Source organism: Pedobacter sp. R20-19, from assembly GCF_000708265.2.
In the GTDB taxonomy this organism is placed as follows: domain Bacteria; phylum Bacteroidota; class Bacteroidia; order Sphingobacteriales; family Sphingobacteriaceae; genus Pedobacter.
Genome location: NZ_JCKI01000010.1, coordinates 35,474 through 54,343, shown reverse-complemented (window position 1 = coordinate 54,343; position 18,870 = coordinate 35,474). Strand labels below are relative to the sequence as shown.

Below are 18,870 nucleotides of genomic sequence, written 5' to 3'. Positions count from 1 at the left end.
TTTGCTTAAATATTAATCGAAGGTAGAAATAAATATAAGGTTAAAGAATCCTTTTAGAAAACTTTATTGCGCTAAACCTTACAGGTTTTAAAAACCTGTAAGGTTTATTTAGAAGTTTTGTTGATAATTTGCTGACAACATCCGCCTTCAAATTTCCTATTTTTGAAAAACCGTTATAAATCCCGAACGGCTAATTCTTGACAATACAATATGTACTTAATTTTTGATACAGAAACCACAGGTTTGCCCCGCAATTACAATGCGCCAATTACCGATACCGATAACTGGCCACGTTGTATTCAGATTGCCTGGCAACTGCATGATGAGATGGGGAAGATGGTTGAACATCAGGATTATTTAGTTAAGCCAGAGGGTTTTAATATTCCTTATGATGCGGAACGCATTCACGGAATATCTACTGAACTTGCCGATGAACAAGGAATTACTTTAGCTGAAGTGTTGGAGAAATTCAATACTGTGTTATCCAGAGCCAAGTTTATCGTAGGTCAGAATGTTGGCTTCGATGTAAATATTATGGGCTGCGAGTTTTACCGTTTTGGTATAGAAAACCGCATGGCAGAAATGCCTGTGTTGGATACTTGTACAGAAGTTACTGCCGATTTATTAAAGTTGCCTGGAGGTAGGGGTGGAAGGTTCAAATTGCCAACACTAACGGAGTTACATGCTTATTTATTTGGTGTTCCTTTTAATGAAGCGCACAACGCAACTGCCGATGTGGAAGCCACTACACGTTGCTTTCTGGAGCTGATCAAAAAAGAAGTTTTTAAAAAGGAAGAGTTACTGGTTGATGCAGAATATTTTCCACGTTTCAGAGAAGTCAATCCGGAGTCAATCCCGAGCTTTGGTATTCAGCATGTCAATCTAAAATCAGCATCTGATGAGATTCGCAAGCGACTTCAGAAAACTGAAGGTGGTGGTGTTTCTAAACAGGAAATTGAACGAAACAAGCATGAACTTGAATCAGCAACTTTTGTACACCTGCATAACCACACTCAATTTTCAGTTCTGCAAAGTACCATCAGTATTCCGGCATTGATTAAGGCTGCTGCATCGTTAAAAATGCCTGCCGTAGCCATGACAGATCATGCCAATATGATGGGTGCCTTTCATTTTGTTAACAATGTTTTAAACCATAATAAAGCTGCCGAGGCCAAAAATGCTGCTGCGATTGAGGCTGGTGAAAGACCAACAGAAATGGTGATGACACCGATTGTTGGTGTAGAGTTTTTCGTATGTAACAACCACTTAGATAGAACTACAAAAGACAATGGCTACCAAATGGTGCTGCTGGCGAAAAATAAAGCGGGATACCATAATTTAGCTAAAATGTCATCCATTGCCTATACCAAGGGGTTTTATTACGTTCCCAGAATTGACAGGGAAGTGATTGAGCAATATAAAGATGATATCATTGTGCTTTCCGGAAACCTTTCTGGTGAGATTTCTAATAAAATCTTAAACATGGGTGAAAATCAGGCAGAGGAAGCTTTGATCTGGTGGAAGGAACAGTTTGGAGATGATTTTTATATCGAGGTGATGCGCCACAGTCAGGAAGATGAAGATCGCGTAAATGCATCCTTAATTTCATTGGCTAAAAAGCATGAAGTTAAATTGGTTGCAACCAATAACACCTACTATATTAATAAGAAAGATGCTAACGCCCACGATATTTTATTGTGTGTAAAAGACGGCGAAAAGCAGGCTACACCAATTGGTCGTGGACGTGGCTACCGTTATGGCTTACCTAACCAGGAGTATTATTTCAAATCGGGAGCGGAAATGAAAGCTCTTTTTGCTGATTTACCAGAGGCCATTTTGAACATCCAGGAAATTGTTGATAAGATTGAAACCTATAAGCTTGCCCGTGAGGTATTGTTACCGAAATTTGATATTCCTGAACAATTTTTGGTAGCAGAAGATGAGGTTGATGGTGGAAAACGTGGAGAGAATAAGTTTTTAAGGCACCTTACCTATGAAGGTGCAAAAATCAGGTACGGTGAACTTACACCGCCAATTATTGAACGTTTAGATTTTGAGCTGGCTACCATTGAGAAAACTGGTTATCCGGGTTATTTCCTGATTGTGCAGGATTTTATTGCTGAAGCACGCCGCAGAGATGTTTCGGTTGGCCCAGGCCGTGGTTCGGCAGCAGGTTCGGTGGTAGCCTATTGTTTATGGATTACCAATATTGATCCAATTAAATATGATTTGCTTTTTGAGCGTTTCCTGAATCCGGATCGTGTATCCATGCCCGATATTGATATCGATTTTGATGACGAGGGCCGTGGCCGTGTAATGGAATACGTAATTAATAAATACGGTTCCAGTCAGGTGGCGCAAATCATCACTTACGGAACAATGGCGGCTAAGTCATCTATTCGTGATACAGCCCGTGTGTTGGATTTGCCACTGTTTGAAGCTGATAAAATTGCGAAGCTGATTCCAAATATGAAGCTCGCTAAAATCTTTAACCTCGACGAAAAGAGTTTAAAGGATGCTTTGAGACCTGATGAATACGAGCGTGTTCAGGAGTTAAAAGCGATGGGCTTGCTGAAAGACTTAAGTGCCGAAACCATTCAACAGGCACAGGTTTTGGAAGGCTCATTAAGAAATACAGGGATTCACGCCTGCGGAGTAATCATCACCCCGAGTGACATTACCAATTTCGTTCCGGTAGCAACCGCTAAAGATTCTGATTTATATGTTACCCAATTTGATAACTCCGTTGTAGAAAGCGCTGGTTTATTAAAGATGGACTTCCTGGGGTTGAAAACCCTAACCCTCATCAAGGATACGGTTAAGCTGGTGAAGAAAAGGCATGGGATTGACCTTAATCCGGATAATTTCCCGATTGATGATGTGATGACTTATGAACTCTTCCAGCGCGGTGAAACCATTGGTATCTTCCAGTACGAGAGTCCGGGGATGCAGAAGTATATGAAGGAATTGAAGCCAACCGTTTTTGACGATTTAATTGCCATGAATGCATTATATCGCCCAGGGCCAATGGAGTATATTCCGAGTTTTGTTCGCCGTAAAAATCGAGAAGAAGACATTCAATACGATTTAGATGCCTGCGAGGAATACCTAAAAGAAACCTACGGGATTACCGTTTATCAGGAGCAGGTGATGCTTTTATCGCAAAAGCTGGCAGGTTTTACCAAAGGTGAGGCCGATGTTTTGCGGAAAGCTATGGGTAAAAAACAAAAGGATGTTCTGGATAAGATGAAGCCTAAGTTTGTGAAACAGGCAGCAGAAAAGGGCCATAATGCAGCAACTTTAGAAAAAATCTGGAAAGATTGGGAAGCGTTCGCTTCTTATGCCTTTAATAAATCTCACTCTACCTGTTATGCCTGGATTGCTTATCAAACAGCCTATCTAAAAGCGCATTATCCGGCAGAATATATGGCTGCGGTGCTTTCCAACAACATGAGTGATATTAAACAAGTGGCTTTCTTTATGGAAGAATGTCGCCAGATGGGCGTAGTTGTTTTAGGCCCGGATGTAAATGAATCTGACCTTAAATTTTCGGTAAACGCCAAAGGAGAAGTCAGGTTTGGTATGTCTGCAGTAAAGGGTGTTGGTGAGAAAGCAGTAGAAAGTATCATTGAAGAAAGAACCTCAAATGGCGCATATGCTACAGTATATGATTTTGCCAAACGTTCCAATACCCGGATCGTAAACAAAAAAGCTTATGAAAGTTTTGTGTATAGCGGTGCATTTGATGCCTTTGGCGGACATCGGGCACAATATTTTTACATCGGACCAAATGATAAGATGAATGGCATCGAAAAAATTATCAAGTATGCCAACGATTTCCAGAATAATGAAAATACCTCACAAGGGTCGTTATTTGGGGGCTCTAAAGCAGATCTGATTCTGGAACCTTCGTTACCGGTTTCGCCAGAGTGGGCATTAATGGATCGCTTAAAATATGAGAAAGATGCGATTGGAATTTTCCTTTCCGGGCACCCTTTGGATAACTACAAACTAGAACTTGATAGGTTTTGTACACATGGTGTTAAGCAATTAAGCATCATTAATAAGGTGCGAATGGGAGATACTAATGAAGATATTTTAGCGGAGTTTGCTAAACTGCAAAACCGTGAACTATGTGTTGGTGGATTGGTGGTAGCAGCTTCACAAAGAATAACTAAAACAGGTAAACCATTCGGAACATTTGTATTTGAAGATTATGATGATGCTTGCGAAATGGCATTATTTGGTGAAGATTTTCTTAAATTCAAATCATTTCTTACGGAAGGATATTTCTTGCAAATAAGAGGCCGTGTTGGAGAAAGGTTTGGAAAAGCGGGTGACTGGGAATTTAAAATCACGGCAATCAATCTGATGTCTGAATTAAGAGATAAATTAACCAAAAGTTTAACCATACAGGTGCCAATTGAGCGGGTAAATGAGGAACTCATGAGGGAAATTGAACTTATTTTAGCAGACAATAAGGCAAATTCTGATCAGCAGAACTGTCAGCTAAATTTTGCAGTTTTTGATAGTGAAAAGCAAATTATGCTGGATTTGTCATCGAAGAATCTAAAAATAAATCCTAACAATAAGTTTCTAGAACAATTGCTGGGACTTAATGTTGTTAATTACAAATTGAACTAGGTTTCTGGTTGATTAGTTGGTTGTTGCTTAGGTGTATACCTATTATGGAATATATTCCATCATCCAATTCACTAAAAAACCAACAAACCATAAGAGTGTCAAATTGACATTACGTTATAGCTGGTATAACAATTGAATACATATATTTGAACATAAAAAAAATAATTATGGCATTAGAAATCACCGATGCAAACTTTGAGGAGCTTGTATTAAAATCAGATAAACCCGTGTTAGTAGATTTTTGGGCAGAATGGTGTGGCCCTTGTCGCATGGTTGGTCCTGTTGTAGAAGAAATCGCTAAAGAATACGATGGTAAAGCAGTAGTTGGAAAAGTAAACGTTGATAACAACCCTCAAATTTCAATGCAGTTTGGTATTCGTAATATCCCGGCCTTATTATACTTTAAAGACGGTCAGGTTGTAGATAAGCAAGTTGGTGCAGTTCCAAAATCAGTATTGGCTGATAAATTGAACAAACAATTAGCTTAATTATCATTTAAGTTATTTAAATATACCACCCGAATTCGTTACAGAGTTCGGGTTTTTTATTGCGTTATTTTTTTGTTTATTTAATAAAAATATTGAATCATGCCTATTAATCTATTCAACAACAAAACATTAGGAGTTATAATTGCAGGTTTAGCCTTAAACAGCATGAACATCGCCTGCGTTTCTGCTCAAAATCCGGTAGAAACAGGGAAGCCTACTGCAGATTATAAACCAGCCTTTGTAGGGCAAACCAGAATTGCAGGTGTAAAAACAGAAACACCTTTATCTGTTTCAATCATCAATGAGAAACTAGAAAATCCCTGGGCCATTTCGGTTCTTCCTAATGGCGGATTTTTAATTACCCAAAAGCAAGGATCAATGGTGATTTTAAGTGCTGATGGAAAACTGAGTAAAAAGATTGACGGGTTACCAAAAGTAGATGCCTCTGGTCAGGGTGGATTATTGGATGTTACTTTAGATCCAGATTTTGCTAAAAACAGAATGCTATATTGGGCCTATGCAGAACCTCAGGCCAAAGGTTCATTGTTAGCCATCGCTAAAGGGAAATTATCTGCCAGTGAGACGACGATAGAAAATCAAAAGGTAATTTATCGGGCTACACCTGCCCACACAGGTAAACTTCAGTATGGTTCAAGAATCGTTTTTGATAAAGATGGAAATCTGTTTGTGAGCACTGGGGAACGGTCTGATAAAGAAATCAGGGTTCAGGCACAACAACTAAATTCTGCTCTTGGTAAAATTTTGCATTTAACTACAGATGGTAAACCTGTACCCAATGGGCCATTTGCTGGTAAAGGGGATGCAAGACCAGAAATTTATGCTTATGGACTGCGTAATCCTGATGGGTTGGCGATTAATCCACAAACAGGAGATCTATGGGAAGCTGAGTTTGGACCACGTGGTGGTGATGAGATTAATTTAATTAAGCCGGGTAGAAATTATGGTTGGCCAGTAATTACGTATGGAATTGAATACAGTGGCAAAGCTGTAGGGGATGGTATTCAGCAAAAGGAGGGAATGGAACAACCTGTTTATTATTGGAATCCAGTAATCTCACCAGGTTCGATCACTTTTTACAATAGCGATAAAATCCCGGCCTGGAAAGGCAATTTGTTTGTTGGTGGCTTAAGTGGCTCGCATATTATACGCCTGGTGATTAAGGACAATAAAATTGTTGGCGAAGAAAGGCTATTGGAAGGAAAAGGCGAACGCTTCCGCGATTTAGTCGAAAAAGACGGTGCGCTATATGCCGTAACCGATAATGGAAAACTTTATAAAATAGCAGCAAAATAAGTTTCGGCAGGTGAAGACACCAGCCGTTAGAATCTAAGGAACCAATCTTTTTCTTTTTCTATTGGTTGGTGTCTCGCCGACCAAAATATTAAGGTGAAGACACCAGCCGTTAGAATCTAAGGAACCAATCTTTTTCTTTTCTATTGGTTGGTGTCTCACCGACCAAAATATTAAGGTGAAGACACCGGTCCTTAGCATCTAAATAACCAATCTTTTTATTAGCTTTATCCTATGCAAGCTGTAAAATATGATCAAGAAACTAGTTTTGGAAACCTGGAACTGCTGGCAAGCCAGGTGGTAGAAGGTTTTATTACCGGGTTGCACAAAAGCCCGTTTCATGGTTTTTCTGTAGAATTTGCAGAGCATCGCCAATACAATAATGGTGACAATGTGAAAAATATCGATTGGAAACTCTACGCCAAAACAGATAAATTATATAGCAAACGTTTCGAAGAAGAAACCAATCTTCGCTGTCAGTTCGTGGTTGATGTTTCATCCTCCATGTATTTTCCTGAACCGAAATTTAATAAGCTAACTTTCTCCATTCAAGCTGCTGCATCACTCATGTACTTGCTGAAAAAACAAAGGGATGCTTTTGGGTTAAGCCTTTTTTCAGATGAAATCTTATTAAACACCCCTGCTAAATCAACAACGGTTCATCAGAAATTCTTGTTTGCCAAACTTGAAGAATTGTTGGAAACACCAAAAGTTAATGCTAAAACAAATTTAAGTGAAGCACTTCATCAGGTTGCTGACCTCATTCACAAACGGTCGCTGGTGGTTATTTTTAGTGATTTGTTTAATACACAAACCAGCCCCGAGCAAACCGATCAGTTTTTTGCTGCACTGCAGCACCTTAAGTTTAATAAACATGAAATTGTAGTTTTCAATGTGGTTGATCAATCTAAAGAAGTAGCTTTTGAGTTTGAAAACCGCCCCCATCACTTTATTGATATGGAAACAGGCGATACCATTAAAGTACACACCAATCAGGTAAAAGAAAACTATATTACAGCAATAGCTTCTTACAGGCAACAAATATTTTTAAAGTGTGCACAATATAAGGTAGACCTGATTGATGCAGACATTAACGAAGGTTTTTATCCGGTACTTCAAGCTTATTTAATCAAAAGACAAAAACTTGGTTAGTTTTTTGAACCTCAACCAGATCAAAAATTACATAACATTGTAAATCCATCCAAACAATAGCATCATTTTTAAAGTATAAATAGTAATCATATTTAACTGAGGTATTACCTCAACTTTAAGAATAAAACATATGGCTAAAAATGTTGCAGAACAGCTGGTAGAGATGCTGGTTGAAGCTGGCGTAAAAAGAGTTTATGCGGTTACAGGCGATAGCTTGAATTATTTTAACGATGCTGTTAGACGAAATGGAAAAATCAAATGGATTCATGTTCGAAATGAAGAAGTAGGGGCATTCGCTGCCGCTGCTGAAGCCGAATTAGATGGATTAGCTTGCTGCGCAGGCAGTTGCGGACCCGGACATGTTCATCTGATTAATGGTTTATATGATGCACATCGATCTCACGTTCCGGTAATTGCAATTGCCTCAACTATTGATACCGGACAGTTTGGGATGGACTATTTTCAGGAAACCAATACCACCAGATTATTTGATGATTGCAGTTCTTACAACCAGATTGCCACAACCGCAGCTCAGGTACCCAGAATGTTTCAGGCCGCTATCCAGCATGCTGTTCATCAAAAGGGTGTAGCCGTGTTTGGTTTACCAGGTGATGTGGCTCAAATGGATGCAATAGAAAGTGAAACTTCTATGCAACTCTTTAAAAGCAGACCACTAATGAGACCACAGGACAGTGATCTCGATTTATTAGCCAACTGTTTAAATCAAGGAAAAAAAATCACCATTTACTGTGGTATTGGTGCCGCTGAAGCCCACGATGAAGTAGTTGCCCTGGCAGAAAAATTAAAAGCCCCTGTTGGTTTCTCCTTTCGGGGAAAGATGGGCATACAATATAATAATCCTTACGAAATTGGAATGACTGGTTTATTGGGGCAACCATCTGCCTATCACAGTATGCATGAATCAGATGTTGTATTACTGTTGGGGACAGACTTTCCTTACCAGAACTTCATGCCAGAAAAAAATAAAATTATTCAAATTGATGAAAGCCCGGAAAGATTAGGCCGAAGGGCGAAACTTCATATGGGTTTGTGTGGCGACATTAAAGATACTTTATCCGCTTTGCTTCCATTGATCAGCTTGAAAACAGATGATAGTTTTTTAAAGGCACAGCTCGATTTTTATGGAAAAGTGAAGGAAAACCAATTGAGCTATGTGAAAGACAGGGGAGAAGAAAATAAAATTCAACCTGAATTTGTAGCAGATACCATTAACCGTTTAAGTAACCAGGATGCGATTTATACAGTAGATACGGGTATGTGTTGTGTATGGGGAGCCAGGTTTATTGATGGTACCGGACAAAGGAAGATGTTGGGTTCTTTCAATCATGGATCAATGGCCAATGCTATGCCGATGGCTATTGGTGCGGCGCTTGCACATCCAGGTAGGCAGGTGATTGCACTATGTGGTGATGGAGGTTTATCAATGTTGCTGGGCGATCTGGCTACCATTAAACAATATAATCTGCCTATTAAAATTATTGTTTTTAATAACCGTGCCTTAGGCATGGTGAAGCTCGAAATGGAAGTAGACGGATTGCCTGATAATGAAACAGACATGATCAATCCTGATTTTGAGTTAGTGGCACAGGCTATGGGGTATAAAGGTGTGACTGTTAGTCAGCCAGATGATGTTGAAATTGCCATTGCAAATGCTTTTGCAGAAGATGGACCTGTTTTATTAAATATTATGACTAACCCAAATGCTTTGGCAATGCCACCTAAAATAGAATGGGAACAAATAAAAGGTATGACCGTTTCTATGACGAAGTTAATGCTGGGCGGGAAAATGAGTGAGGTATTTGACACCATAAAATCTAATTATAAACATTTAAGTGAAGTTTTATAACCTTAAATAAACATAAAATAATGTTAGAAAAAGGAACGGTAGCACCAGATTTTGAATTGAATGCTACACCAGATCAAAAAATAAAATTAAGTGATTTTAAAGGCAAGAATGTGATTCTAGCTTTTTATCCGGCAGATTGGAGTCCGGTGTGCGGCGATCAAATGGCGCTCTATAATGAAATGCTGAAGTATTTTAGTAAGCACGATGCACAGATGATTGGTATATCTGTAGATAGTACCTGGTGTCATAATGCATTTCAGCAGGATAGAAAACTGCATTTTCCGCTTCTGGCTGATTTTGAGCCGAAAGGCGAGGTTTCGAAAGCCTATGGTGTTTATGATGATGAAGTAGGCGAAAGTAAAAGGGCACTTTTTGTTATTGATAAGGATGGAAATATTGCCTGGAGTTATTTATCTCCAACAGCGGTGAACCCGGGTGCAGATGGAATACTGGATGCTTTGGAAAATATAGACAAAAAATAAAATATCATGAGCACATTAAAACCAGAAGTAGGAAGTAATGATCACGTTACAGGGGCTGCTTCGGCAGCAATAACCATTGTAGAATTTGGCGATTATCAGTGTCCGCATTGTGCGCATGCTTATCCCATTATAAAGGAAATTGAGCAAACCTTTGGTGATCAGATCAAGTTTGTATTCAGGCATTTTCCTTTACAAGAATCTCATGAATTTGCATTTCAGGCAGCTGTGGCAGCTGAGGCAGCAGCACTTCAGGGTAAATTCTGGGAAATGCATGATGCCATTTATGATAATCAGTATCGCTTAAGTGACGACCTTTTTTCGGAACTTGCAGAAACCATCGGATTGGATATTGAGCAATTTGAAAAGGATATTCAAACCGAGACTGTAAAGCAAAAAGTAGAAGATGATTTTGAAAGCGGTGTGAGAAGTGGTGTAAATGGAACACCATCTTTCTATGTAAATGAAACCAAATTCGACGGCGGTCCTGAAGATTTATTTGAAATGCTGAAAGAGAGCGCTGAATAAAAACAAAAAACCTCATGTATTTTGCAATACATGAGGTATCAGATAAGGGTAACCGGAAAACTAAAAAACTAATTATGAAGTTTTTAGAATTTAACAAAACGGAAATCGCTTCTGGTGTTTTGTTATATCAAAGGTGCACTTCATTTATGAAGTTTTAGTGAAGAATTGATTTTACAATTTATAAATTCCCTCTTAACTCCTGTTCGCGTTCTAATGACTCAAATAAGGCTTTAAAATTACCGGCACCGAAGCTTTGTGCGCCTTTCCGCTGAATAATTTCGAAAAATAAGGTAGGCCTGTCTTCTACTGGTTTAGTGAAGATTTGTAGTAAATAGCCTTCTTCATCACAATCAACTAAAATACCCAGGCTTTCTAATAAAGAAATTTCTTCATCTATTTTGCCCACACGTTGTGGCATCATATCATAATAAGCTTCAGGTGGGGCACTTAAAAATTCCACACCACGAGATTTTAATTCTTTAACTGTTTTTACAATATCTTTAGTGGCTACGGCAATGTGCTGAACGCCCTCACCTTCATAGTATTCTAAATATTCTTCAATCTGCGATTTCTTTTTGCCTTCCGCAGGCTCATTAATCGGGAATTTTGAAAAACCATTACCGTTGCTCATCACCTTACTCATCAATGCAGAATATTCAGTATTGATTTGTTTATCATCAAAAGATAGAATATTTACAAACCCCATTACATCTTCATACCATTGAACGGCTTCGTTCATCCGGTTCCAGCCTACATTGCCTACACAATGATCAATGTACTGCAATCCGGCATCTGCTGGTTGGTAATCACTTTCCCAAACCCGGTAACCAGGCATAAATGTACCGCTATAATTTTTCCTTTCTATAAACATATGAATCGTTTCGCCATAAGTGTAGATGCCACTCATTCTTACTTCACCCTGCTCATCTGTCAGCGTTTTTGGCTCCATGTAAGGTTTAGCACCCCTTTTTACTGTTTCTTCAAACGCACTATAGGCATCATCTACCCAAAGGGCCAGCACTTTAACACCATCTCCATGTTTTTTTACATGCTCCGAAATCGGGTGATCTGATTTTAAAGCTGTCGTCAAAATCAGTTTGATTTTTCCTTGCTGTAAAACATATGATGCCCGATCACGAACACCAGTTTCCGGACCAGCGTATGCTAGGCTTTGAAAGCCAAATGCGGTTTTGTAATAATGAGCAGCTTGTTTGGCATTGCCAACATAAAACTCAATATAATCTGTTCCGTTAATGGGCAAAAAATCTGGTGCCTTTGATATTTTTTCTGCGAAAGTTTGTGTTTCCATTTTTGTGCTATTTTCTAAGATCGACTTTTCGATCCCTAATAATGTTTTTAATTAATGTGTCGCCATATCGTAAAACAGACTCACGACTTTTGATTGACAACTAACGACTAAATCTGCCAGCTTTTATGGTAATTTTCGTCTTCAATATCCAAGGCCTCCTGCGTTAGCATCAGCGGTTTAAAAGGGTCAATCATAACGGCCAACTCATCTGTACTTTCCTTACCTATTGATTTTTCAACCGTTCCGGGATGCGGTCCATGTGGGATACCACCCGGATGAAGTGTAATTTGTCCCTTCACTACACTTTTTCTGCTCATAAAATCACCGTCTACATAATAAAGTACTTCATCGCTATCTACATTACTGTGGTTATAAGGTGCGGGGATAGAATCAGGATGGTAATCGTATTTACGTGGCACGAAAGAACAAACAACAAAATTGTGCCCTTCGAAAGTTTGATGTACCGGAGGCGGCTGATGCAAACGCCCGGTAATTGGCTCAAAATCATGAATAGAGAAGGCATATGGATAATGATAACCATCCCATCCCATATAATCGAAAGGATGAGTACCATAGATATATGGATAGATTAAGCCTTGTTTTTTAATCAGGACTTTATAATTGCCATATTCATCATGTGTTTGCAGGTTTTCAGGTAATCTTAAATCGCGTTCGCAATATGGCGAGTGTTCCATTAATTGCCCATATTGATTTAAATAGCGCTTAGGGGGGCGTAAGGGACTGAAGCTTTCTACAATAAATAACCTGTTTTGTTCCTGATCGAACTCCATTTGATAGATGGTGCCACGGGGAATAATCAGGTAATCACCATAACCAAATTTAATTTCCCCAAAGCCAGTTTTCAATTTCCCTGAGCCTTCATGGATGAAGATCATTTCATCTGCCTGACTGTTTTTATAGAAATAATCCGTCATGGATTTTCTTGGTGCAGCCAACACGATATGTAAGTCGCTATTTACTAAAACAGGCTTCCGGCTTTGAAGATAATCATCTTCTGGCTTAATTTTGAATCCAATTAAGCTTGTATGTTTCAAGTGTTTTTCACGGGCGATTGTCGGCTCAACACTGTAGGGTTCACCTAAATGTTTTACAATAGTTGGCGGGTGGCAATGATATACAAGCGAGTATAAACTTGAAAAGCCTTCAGTAGAAACCAGTTCTTCAGCATAAAGTTTTCCGTCTGGTTTGCGAAAAACCGTGTGTCGTTTTGCGGGTATCTGCCCTAATTTATGATAAACAGGCATATGAATTGATGTTAGGTTAGAAATAAAATCTAAAAAGAACTAATAATTAAAAACGTGATGGCGTTTAATTAAAAAGAAAGGTGCTGGAAGCTTACAAAGAATATTGGGCCATGATTAATTTAGATAGCATTTTATAGCGACGTGCAGCGATGGCATCGTTTACTAAATTGATATGTAATGCTTTTAAAATCATGGTTTTGATGTTGCTAAAATAAGTATATTCTTCAACAGGAAGAAATATTTGATCATTTATTTAAGATGATAATCAATCACTTAAAATTGATGAGGGATATTTTAACCTAGCTGAGTTCATTTTGAACGCAGTACCTTTTTACTATATTTACCCCATATTTTAACCAAATCATATGAAATTCGTATCCTATAAAACTGAAGACATTGTTCATTTAGGCCTTTTTATAAACGGACATATTTATAACCTGAATAGCTGTGATAAGTTGCTGCCAGATAATATGAATGAATTTTTGCAGGGTGGAGAGGTATTAATGGAAAGGGCAAAAAAAGTAGATGCTCAGATAAAAGACGGAAGTTTGGAAGCAAAAGAAGAAATCTTTTATGAAATTTTAGCACCAGTACCTAACCCCACCAGTTGCCGTGACGGATATGCATTCAGACAGCATGTTGCAGCAGCTCGCCGTAACCGTAAAGTAGACATGATTCCGCAGTTTGATGAATATCCGATTTTCTATTTCACCAATCATAATGCTATTCAAGGTACGGGAGAAATTGAATGCATGCCCGATCATTTTGAAAAACTCGATTTTGAACTGGAACTGGCCATTGTAATTGGTAAAAAAGGAAGAAATATTAAAGCTGCAGATGCAGATGAATATATTGCAGGTTATATGGTGATGAATGATATGAGCGCCAGAACCCTGCAAATGGAAGAAATGTTGTTAAATTTAGGCCCTGCAAAAGGAAAAGATTTTGCAACGGTAATTGGTCCATGGCTGGTTACACCAGATGAATTGGAACCCTATAAAGTTTCGGCAAAGGATGGCCATGTTGGGAATGCTTATAATTTAAAAATGACGTGTAGGGTAAACGGCATTGAAGTATCTAAAGGCAATGCCGCAGATATGGATTGGACTTTTGCAGAGATTATTGAGCGTTGTGCTTATGGCGTAGATATTCTCCCAGGTGATGTAATCGGATCTGGTACGGTAGGAACAGGATGTTTCCTTGAGCTTAATGGCACAGGGTTATTACACGATCCAAATTACCAGGTACAATGGTTGCAACCCGGAGACGTTGTAGAAATGGAAATTACAGGCTTGGGTGCCTTAACCAATACCATAACTAAAGTTGATACTGATTTTTCTATTTTAGCTTTAAAAAAATAGTTTTTTTGGAAGAAGAAAAGTAAATAACACAGAAAATAGAGAATAGATAGTAAAAAATGGATTGGAAGGAAATGAGAAGTAAAAACTTTGCTACATTGTTAGAAATAGATTCACTTTTATATTGAACAAATTTATTGTCTAAAATAGAAATAATCCTAAACACTCTTATTCATTCTAAACTTCTAATCCCATATCAATACTAACCTCTTTATAATAAGAAGAAAGCAAAAAAAATAAACTAGAGATGTGGAAATAGAAAAAAATAAGGAATCGTTTAAAAGACAATACCGAGTATGGAGTAGAAGGGGTTGTCAGGAGTAAATTTCATATTTATTTTTAAGAAATGCATAGCTAACAACACTCTTTATGCTAACCACTTTAGCTGTGTTCCATTTTTACCCCTAACCCACACTAACCTCTAACCCATACTAACCCCTTTAATAGAAATGTTAACTTTAAAAACTGAAGATTTATCTGCCGTACAACTACAGGATTATCTGCAGTATGCCATTGCACCAAGACCAATTTGTTTTGCATCAACCATAGATCATGACGGAAACATTAATCTGAGTCCGTTCAGTTTTTTTAATATGTTTAGCACCAAACCGCCCATTTGTGTTTTTTCACCAGCACGGCGGGTACGTGATAATACTACCAAGCATACGCTTGAAAATGTACTGCAGGTTAAAGAATGTGTCATTAATATTGTCAACTATGATATGGTGCAGCAGATGAGTTTGACGAGTACAGAATATGCGAAAGGAATAAATGAATTTGAAAAAGCTGGTTTTACCATGCTAAAATCTGATTTAGTTAAGCCACCAAGAGTAGCAGAAGCACCAGTACAATTTGAGTGTGTGGTGAATCAGGTTATTCCATTGGGTGATCAACATGGTGCCGGAAACTTGATTTTAGCCGAGATCAAGCTCATCCATATCAATGAAAATATTCTGAATGGCGATGGTAAAATAGATCAACACAAAATAGATTTGGTTGCCCGTTTAGGTGGGGATTGGTATTGCAGGGTTACCGAAGATAATTTATTTAAAGTAGCGAAACCTCTTGCAAAGCTAGGTATCGGTGTAGATGCCTTACCTAAATCTGTACGCCTATCCAAAGTGTTAACAGGTAATGATCTGGGTATGTTAGGAAATGTAGAACATCTGCCAGGTGATGATGATGTTGATTTGATCGCACTAAAGCCAGAAGTTAAAGAAGTTTTAGATGCCACAATTGGTGATGCTACAAACAGGGAACGTGAGCTCCATGAATTGGCTAAAAGCCTTTTAAAGCAAGGAAACATTGAGTTTGCATTAAAAGTTGTTTTGCTTTAAATTTATTTTAAAATCCAGGTCTATGCATACTACCGTTCAAGTTGATCAATACATCATCAAATCTGCACCATTTGCTATCCCAATACTAGATCATTTGAGAAATTTGGTTCATCAGGCTGATGCCAGGATAGAGGAGAAGATAAAATGGGGAATGCCATTTTTTGATTTTAAAGGTCCGGTGTGCCATATGGCGGCCTTTAAAAATCATTGTGCTTTTGGCTTTTGGAAGGGAGCTTTAATTGAAGATGAATTCAATATTTTTAAAGAGCGTACCAACGCTATGGGGATGTTGGGTAAAATCAAAAGTTTTGCAGATTTGCCTGCTGATGAAATCTTGATTGCCTATATCCAGCAAGCCATTCAGTTAAATGAAGATGGGATTAAACTTCCTGCTAAACCTAAAGCAAGCCCACAACCACTTGTTATTCCGCAATACTTTATTGATGCTTTGCAAGAAGATTTTGTAGCGATGGATGTGTTCCAAAACTTTAGTATTTCCAATAAAAAGGATTATATAATCTGGTTAGAAGAAGCTAAAACTGAAAGTACGAGACAAAAAAGACTAGCTACAGCAATAGAATGGATGAGCGAAGGTAAAACAAGAATGTGGAAATATAAAAAGTAGGGCTAGATTATACTTACAATTTTCATAAAACGATTTCTGTAATGGCCATTTAGTTCTGTAATGGTTACACTGTGCGCTTTTCCTGAAGAGGCATGGATGAATTTAATTCCGTTTTCATCGATAGAATAAACAATTCCAACATGGCCAATTCTTCTTATTTTAGAATTGCTTCCCGTAAAAATCAATACATCGCCAACTTTAGCATTTTCTAAAGTAGTTTCTGTTCCAGCTCCACTAAATTCTCTTGATGAGCGTGGAACTTTAAAGCCAAAGTTGCTAAAAACATAACTTACAAAACCAGAACAATCAAAACCAATTTTAGGGTTGCTGGTGGCATAGCGATAACGTATTCCCAGCATGCTTTTGGCAAAATCAATTAAAGATTCTGAATTTGCTGAAGCACCATCTTTAAATGTTGTTGAAGTATTTCTCGGTAAAGTGGCAACTAATTTTTTAACGAGATCCTGATATTGGGCAGGGATGATGTTTTGAGCATTCACTGCGCTTGCAGACAAAATGAAAAACAGAATGGCAAATGTTATTTTCTTCATATGTTGGTTGGCAAGATATAAAAAAAATATAATGCAGCCTTCAAATGTGGAAAACTCGTTAAAACAAAAAGCCCGGATGAAATGTCCGGGCCTGATTAATTATTTGTTTTAATTAAATGCTTGGGAAAAAACCTTGAGCTTTATCTCCGATTACCGGAAGTGGTTTTAACTGATTATTATTTGCACTCACTGCACCTAAAATAATAAAGATGATGTAGACAATATAAATCATATAACTCAAATAACCTAAAAGCGCTACCGGAAAAATAGCCAACAGAATAGTGATAACTATATTAACTACAATAATAGCTAAATGCAACAATAGCGATTGCCTTAGGTGGTAACTAGATAAAGCCGTTTTATTGTCTTTATACATGGCGAAGTATGAAATAAGCCAGCCAATTAGAAAGATGTAACTTACAATTGCGGCACTTTTACCCGTGTCAGTTGGATTGAATTTTGTGTTTGTTTCCATGATTTATTTAAATTAGATTTTAGTCAGTAACAAATAACTAGCGAAACTGTTGTAAAAACTTAAAAATATTTATGGAGTACTTACAGCGACCGGTAAAACCTTTCCATTAAAATATTTATGTCCGGTTTTTGCAAAATCGGCAACATATTTTCCCATTTCAAAAGCCATTACAGGACTTTGGTAGCCAGGAAATGCAGCTTCGAGCATTTCTGTCTGCGCTGATCCTAAGGCTAAGCAATTTAATTTAATTCCTGAATCAGCGAGTTCAAAAGCAAGGCATTCTGTTAAGGTATGAAGTGCAGCTTTACTTGCAGAATAAGCTGAAAGCCCTGGGAATTTTACGCTACCCTGAAAACCACCCATGCTTCCGATGTTTACAATATGGCTACCACTTTGCATTAATGGAAATACATGCTGAATCATTCTGAAATGACTAATTACATTGCTTTGCAGCATTTCGGCTAAATCTTGTTCTGTTGTTTCTAAAAAAGGCTTATTTATTAAAGCACCTGCATTGTTGATCAACATATCGATTTTACCCAAATGTTCTTTTAAAAATGGAATAAGTGCAGCATAATCATCGTTAACAATGTCAAATTCTACTGGCAAAAGCGTACAATCAGGATTAATCCCCTTAGCAATTTCCAGGAGTTTACGCAATTTATCTGCCGAACGGGCAATGGCAACAATCTTATTTTCTTTCTGTAAACTAAACTCTAATGCAGTTTCAAATCCTATTCCGCTACTCGCTCCGGTAATTATAATGTTCATTGGTAAGGTATATTATAGATAAAAATTTAATGTTCTTGAATTTTATGAGGCATTGATATTAACCCTTTTAAATCGTTGAAGCTTAAATTACTATGGTATTTTAAATCAGAATTAATTCAATATCATTGATAGATTTGAATCCCTGATCAGAAGTTACTAAAGGTATCTGCAAAAACTTTGAAGTAGCAGCGATGATTGCATCAGGGATTTTAACCTTAAAGCGCTGTCTAATGCTTATGGCGATGTTCTTAATTTCAGAGTTCAATTCCATGATAACACAATCTTCAAGAAGAGATTTTAAGCTCAATTTATCTTCTTCCTTTAATAAATGCCAGCCAAGTAGTTCAATTTCTGAAATCACGGATACGATTGCAGTACCGTCTAAAAAGGGTTCAGTTTTTTCAAGTCCTTCATGAACATTAATCAGGAAGTTTGTATCTGCTACAAAACTAAATGAACTCATTTCTTATTTTTTTCTGGTAGTCTACTCCATCTAAACCACGTTGTAACTTACCAAAGTGCTTACGTAAGGTCTTTTTCACACCCATTTCAGATACTTTTTTTATTGCATCTTGAACTTTTTCTTTCGTAACAGGTTGTTGGATTTCAATTATCATTCTCAAATTTACTTAAATAATATCAAATTTCACAGATTGATATTTGGGCAGACTATTAACCTTTTTTAGTTTTATTGATGTTTATATCCTCAA

At 37.7% G+C, this 18,870-nt stretch carries 17 protein-coding genes; 10 read left to right on the top strand and 7 right to left on the bottom strand.

From position 1 onward, the window contains the following. The first annotated feature begins 210 nt into the window (after positions 1-210). The 7 genes from dnaE (at position 211) to AN34_RS20615 (ending at position 10,469) form a co-directional block, all read left to right on the top strand. The gene (gene dnaE, locus AN34_RS20645) at positions 211-4,644 is read left to right on the top strand and encodes a DNA polymerase III subunit alpha (protein WP_029288853.1); all 4,434 of its coding nucleotides are present in this window, start codon (positions 211-213) and stop codon (positions 4,642-4,644) included. 167 nt (positions 4,645-4,811) lie between these two features. Next, complete coding sequence (gene trxA / locus AN34_RS20640) at positions 4,812-5,132, top strand: thioredoxin (protein WP_010602362.1); 321 nt, start codon at positions 4,812-4,814, stop codon at positions 5,130-5,132. A gap of 99 nt (positions 5,133-5,231) precedes the next feature. After that, the gene (locus AN34_RS20635) at positions 5,232-6,446 is read left to right on the top strand and encodes a PQQ-dependent sugar dehydrogenase (RefSeq protein WP_029288850.1); all 1,215 of its coding nucleotides are present in this window, start codon (positions 5,232-5,234) and stop codon (positions 6,444-6,446) included. Positions 6,447-6,677: 231 nt separating this feature from the next. Next, entirely contained in the window at positions 6,678-7,595 is a 918-nt protein-coding gene (locus AN34_RS20630) for a DUF58 domain-containing protein (RefSeq protein WP_029288848.1), read from the top strand. A 130-nt stretch (positions 7,596-7,725) separates the two neighbouring features. Beyond that, positions 7,726-9,462 carry a thiamine pyrophosphate-dependent enzyme gene (locus AN34_RS20625; protein WP_029288845.1) on the top strand — a complete coding sequence of 579 codons (1,737 nt, stop codon included), beginning with the start codon at positions 7,726-7,728 and terminating at the stop codon, positions 9,460-9,462. 20 nt (positions 9,463-9,482) lie between these two features. After that, positions 9,483-9,944 (top strand): redoxin domain-containing protein, encoded by a 462-nt coding sequence (locus AN34_RS20620; protein ID WP_029288843.1) that lies wholly within the window; start codon positions 9,483-9,485, stop codon positions 9,942-9,944. A gap of 6 nt (positions 9,945-9,950) precedes the next feature. Next, positions 9,951-10,469, top strand: coding sequence for a thioredoxin domain-containing protein (locus AN34_RS20615; RefSeq protein ID WP_029288841.1), 519 nt, complete (start codon positions 9,951-9,953; stop codon positions 10,467-10,469). A 178-nt stretch (positions 10,470-10,647) separates the two neighbouring features. Here the strand turns inward: AN34_RS20615 and hppD are convergent, their stop codons facing one another. Both hppD and AN34_RS20605 read right to left on the bottom strand, forming a co-directional pair. Further along, the gene (gene hppD / locus AN34_RS20610; RefSeq protein WP_029288834.1) at positions 10,648-11,778 is read right to left on the bottom strand and encodes a 4-hydroxyphenylpyruvate dioxygenase; all 1,131 of its coding nucleotides are present in this window, start codon (positions 11,776-11,778) and stop codon (positions 10,648-10,650) included. A gap of 107 nt (positions 11,779-11,885) precedes the next feature. After that, the gene (locus AN34_RS20605; RefSeq protein WP_029288832.1) at positions 11,886-13,043 is read right to left on the bottom strand and encodes a homogentisate 1,2-dioxygenase; all 1,158 of its coding nucleotides are present in this window, start codon (positions 13,041-13,043) and stop codon (positions 11,886-11,888) included. A gap of 365 nt (positions 13,044-13,408) precedes the next feature. Between AN34_RS20605 and AN34_RS20600 the strand changes: the two genes are divergently transcribed. From AN34_RS20600 to AN34_RS20590, 3 genes are all read left to right on the top strand, one after another. After that, complete coding sequence (locus AN34_RS20600; protein ID WP_029288831.1) at positions 13,409-14,404, top strand: fumarylacetoacetate hydrolase family protein; 996 nt, start codon at positions 13,409-13,411, stop codon at positions 14,402-14,404. A 446-nt stretch (positions 14,405-14,850) separates the two neighbouring features. Beyond that, positions 14,851-15,738, top strand: coding sequence for a flavin reductase family protein (locus AN34_RS20595; RefSeq protein ID WP_029288830.1), 888 nt, complete (start codon positions 14,851-14,853; stop codon positions 15,736-15,738). 22 nt (positions 15,739-15,760) lie between these two features. Further along, entirely contained in the window at positions 15,761-16,363 is a 603-nt protein-coding gene (locus AN34_RS20590) for a YdeI family protein (protein WP_029288828.1), read from the top strand. 2 nt (positions 16,364-16,365) lie between these two features. Here the strand turns inward: AN34_RS20590 and AN34_RS20585 are convergent, their stop codons facing one another. The 5 genes from AN34_RS20585 to AN34_RS21745 form a co-directional block, all read right to left on the bottom strand. After that, complete coding sequence (locus AN34_RS20585) at positions 16,366-16,914, bottom strand: C40 family peptidase (protein ID WP_029288826.1); 549 nt, start codon at positions 16,912-16,914, stop codon at positions 16,366-16,368. 112 nt (positions 16,915-17,026) lie between these two features. Further along, on the bottom strand, positions 17,027-17,389 hold the full coding sequence (locus tag AN34_RS20580) for a hypothetical protein (protein ID WP_029288824.1): 363 nt from the start codon (positions 17,387-17,389) through the stop codon (positions 17,027-17,029). 69 nt (positions 17,390-17,458) lie between these two features. Then, complete coding sequence (locus AN34_RS20575; RefSeq protein WP_029288821.1) at positions 17,459-18,160, bottom strand: SDR family oxidoreductase; 702 nt, start codon at positions 18,158-18,160, stop codon at positions 17,459-17,461. A gap of 100 nt (positions 18,161-18,260) precedes the next feature. Next, positions 18,261-18,623, bottom strand: a complete 363-nt coding sequence (locus AN34_RS20570) for a type II toxin-antitoxin system VapC family toxin (protein WP_029288817.1) — start codon at positions 18,621-18,623, stop codon at positions 18,261-18,263. Then, the gene (locus AN34_RS21745) at positions 18,610-18,777 is read right to left on the bottom strand and encodes a hypothetical protein (protein ID WP_157263375.1); all 168 of its coding nucleotides are present in this window, start codon (positions 18,775-18,777) and stop codon (positions 18,610-18,612) included. Before AN34_RS21745 ends, AN34_RS20570 begins: the two co-directional genes overlap by 14 nt. Positions 18,778-18,870: the final 93 nt, after the last annotated feature.

Coding starts and splice junctions, on each gene's coding strand:
- dnaE (WP_029288853.1), top strand. CDS start 211: ATGTACTTAATTTTTGATACAGAAACCACAGGTTTGCCCCGCAATTAC.
- trxA (WP_010602362.1), top strand. CDS start 4,812: ATGGCATTAGAAATCACCGATGCAAACTTTGAGGAGCTTGTATTAAAA.
- AN34_RS20635 (WP_029288850.1), top strand. CDS start 5,232: ATGCCTATTAATCTATTCAACAACAAAACATTAGGAGTTATAATTGCA.
- AN34_RS20630 (WP_029288848.1), top strand. CDS start 6,678: ATGCAAGCTGTAAAATATGATCAAGAAACTAGTTTTGGAAACCTGGAA.
- AN34_RS20625 (WP_029288845.1), top strand. CDS start 7,726: ATGGCTAAAAATGTTGCAGAACAGCTGGTAGAGATGCTGGTTGAAGCT.
- AN34_RS20620 (WP_029288843.1), top strand. CDS start 9,483: ATGTTAGAAAAAGGAACGGTAGCACCAGATTTTGAATTGAATGCTACA.
- AN34_RS20615 (WP_029288841.1), top strand. CDS start 9,951: ATGAGCACATTAAAACCAGAAGTAGGAAGTAATGATCACGTTACAGGG.
- hppD (WP_029288834.1), bottom strand. CDS start 11,778: ATGGAAACACAAACTTTCGCAGAAAAAATATCAAAGGCACCAGATTTT.
- AN34_RS20605 (WP_029288832.1), bottom strand. CDS start 13,043: ATGCCTGTTTATCATAAATTAGGGCAGATACCCGCAAAACGACACACG.
- AN34_RS20600 (WP_029288831.1), top strand. CDS start 13,409: ATGAAATTCGTATCCTATAAAACTGAAGACATTGTTCATTTAGGCCTT.
- AN34_RS20595 (WP_029288830.1), top strand. CDS start 14,851: ATGTTAACTTTAAAAACTGAAGATTTATCTGCCGTACAACTACAGGAT.
- AN34_RS20590 (WP_029288828.1), top strand. CDS start 15,761: ATGCATACTACCGTTCAAGTTGATCAATACATCATCAAATCTGCACCA.
- AN34_RS20585 (WP_029288826.1), bottom strand. CDS start 16,914: ATGAAGAAAATAACATTTGCCATTCTGTTTTTCATTTTGTCTGCAAGC.
- AN34_RS20580 (WP_029288824.1), bottom strand. CDS start 17,389: ATGGAAACAAACACAAAATTCAATCCAACTGACACGGGTAAAAGTGCC.
- AN34_RS20575 (WP_029288821.1), bottom strand. CDS start 18,160: ATGAACATTATAATTACCGGAGCGAGTAGCGGAATAGGATTTGAAACT.
- AN34_RS20570 (WP_029288817.1), bottom strand. CDS start 18,623: ATGAGTTCATTTAGTTTTGTAGCAGATACAAACTTCCTGATTAATGTT.
- AN34_RS21745 (WP_157263375.1), bottom strand. CDS start 18,777: ATGATAATTGAAATCCAACAACCTGTTACGAAAGAAAAAGTTCAAGAT.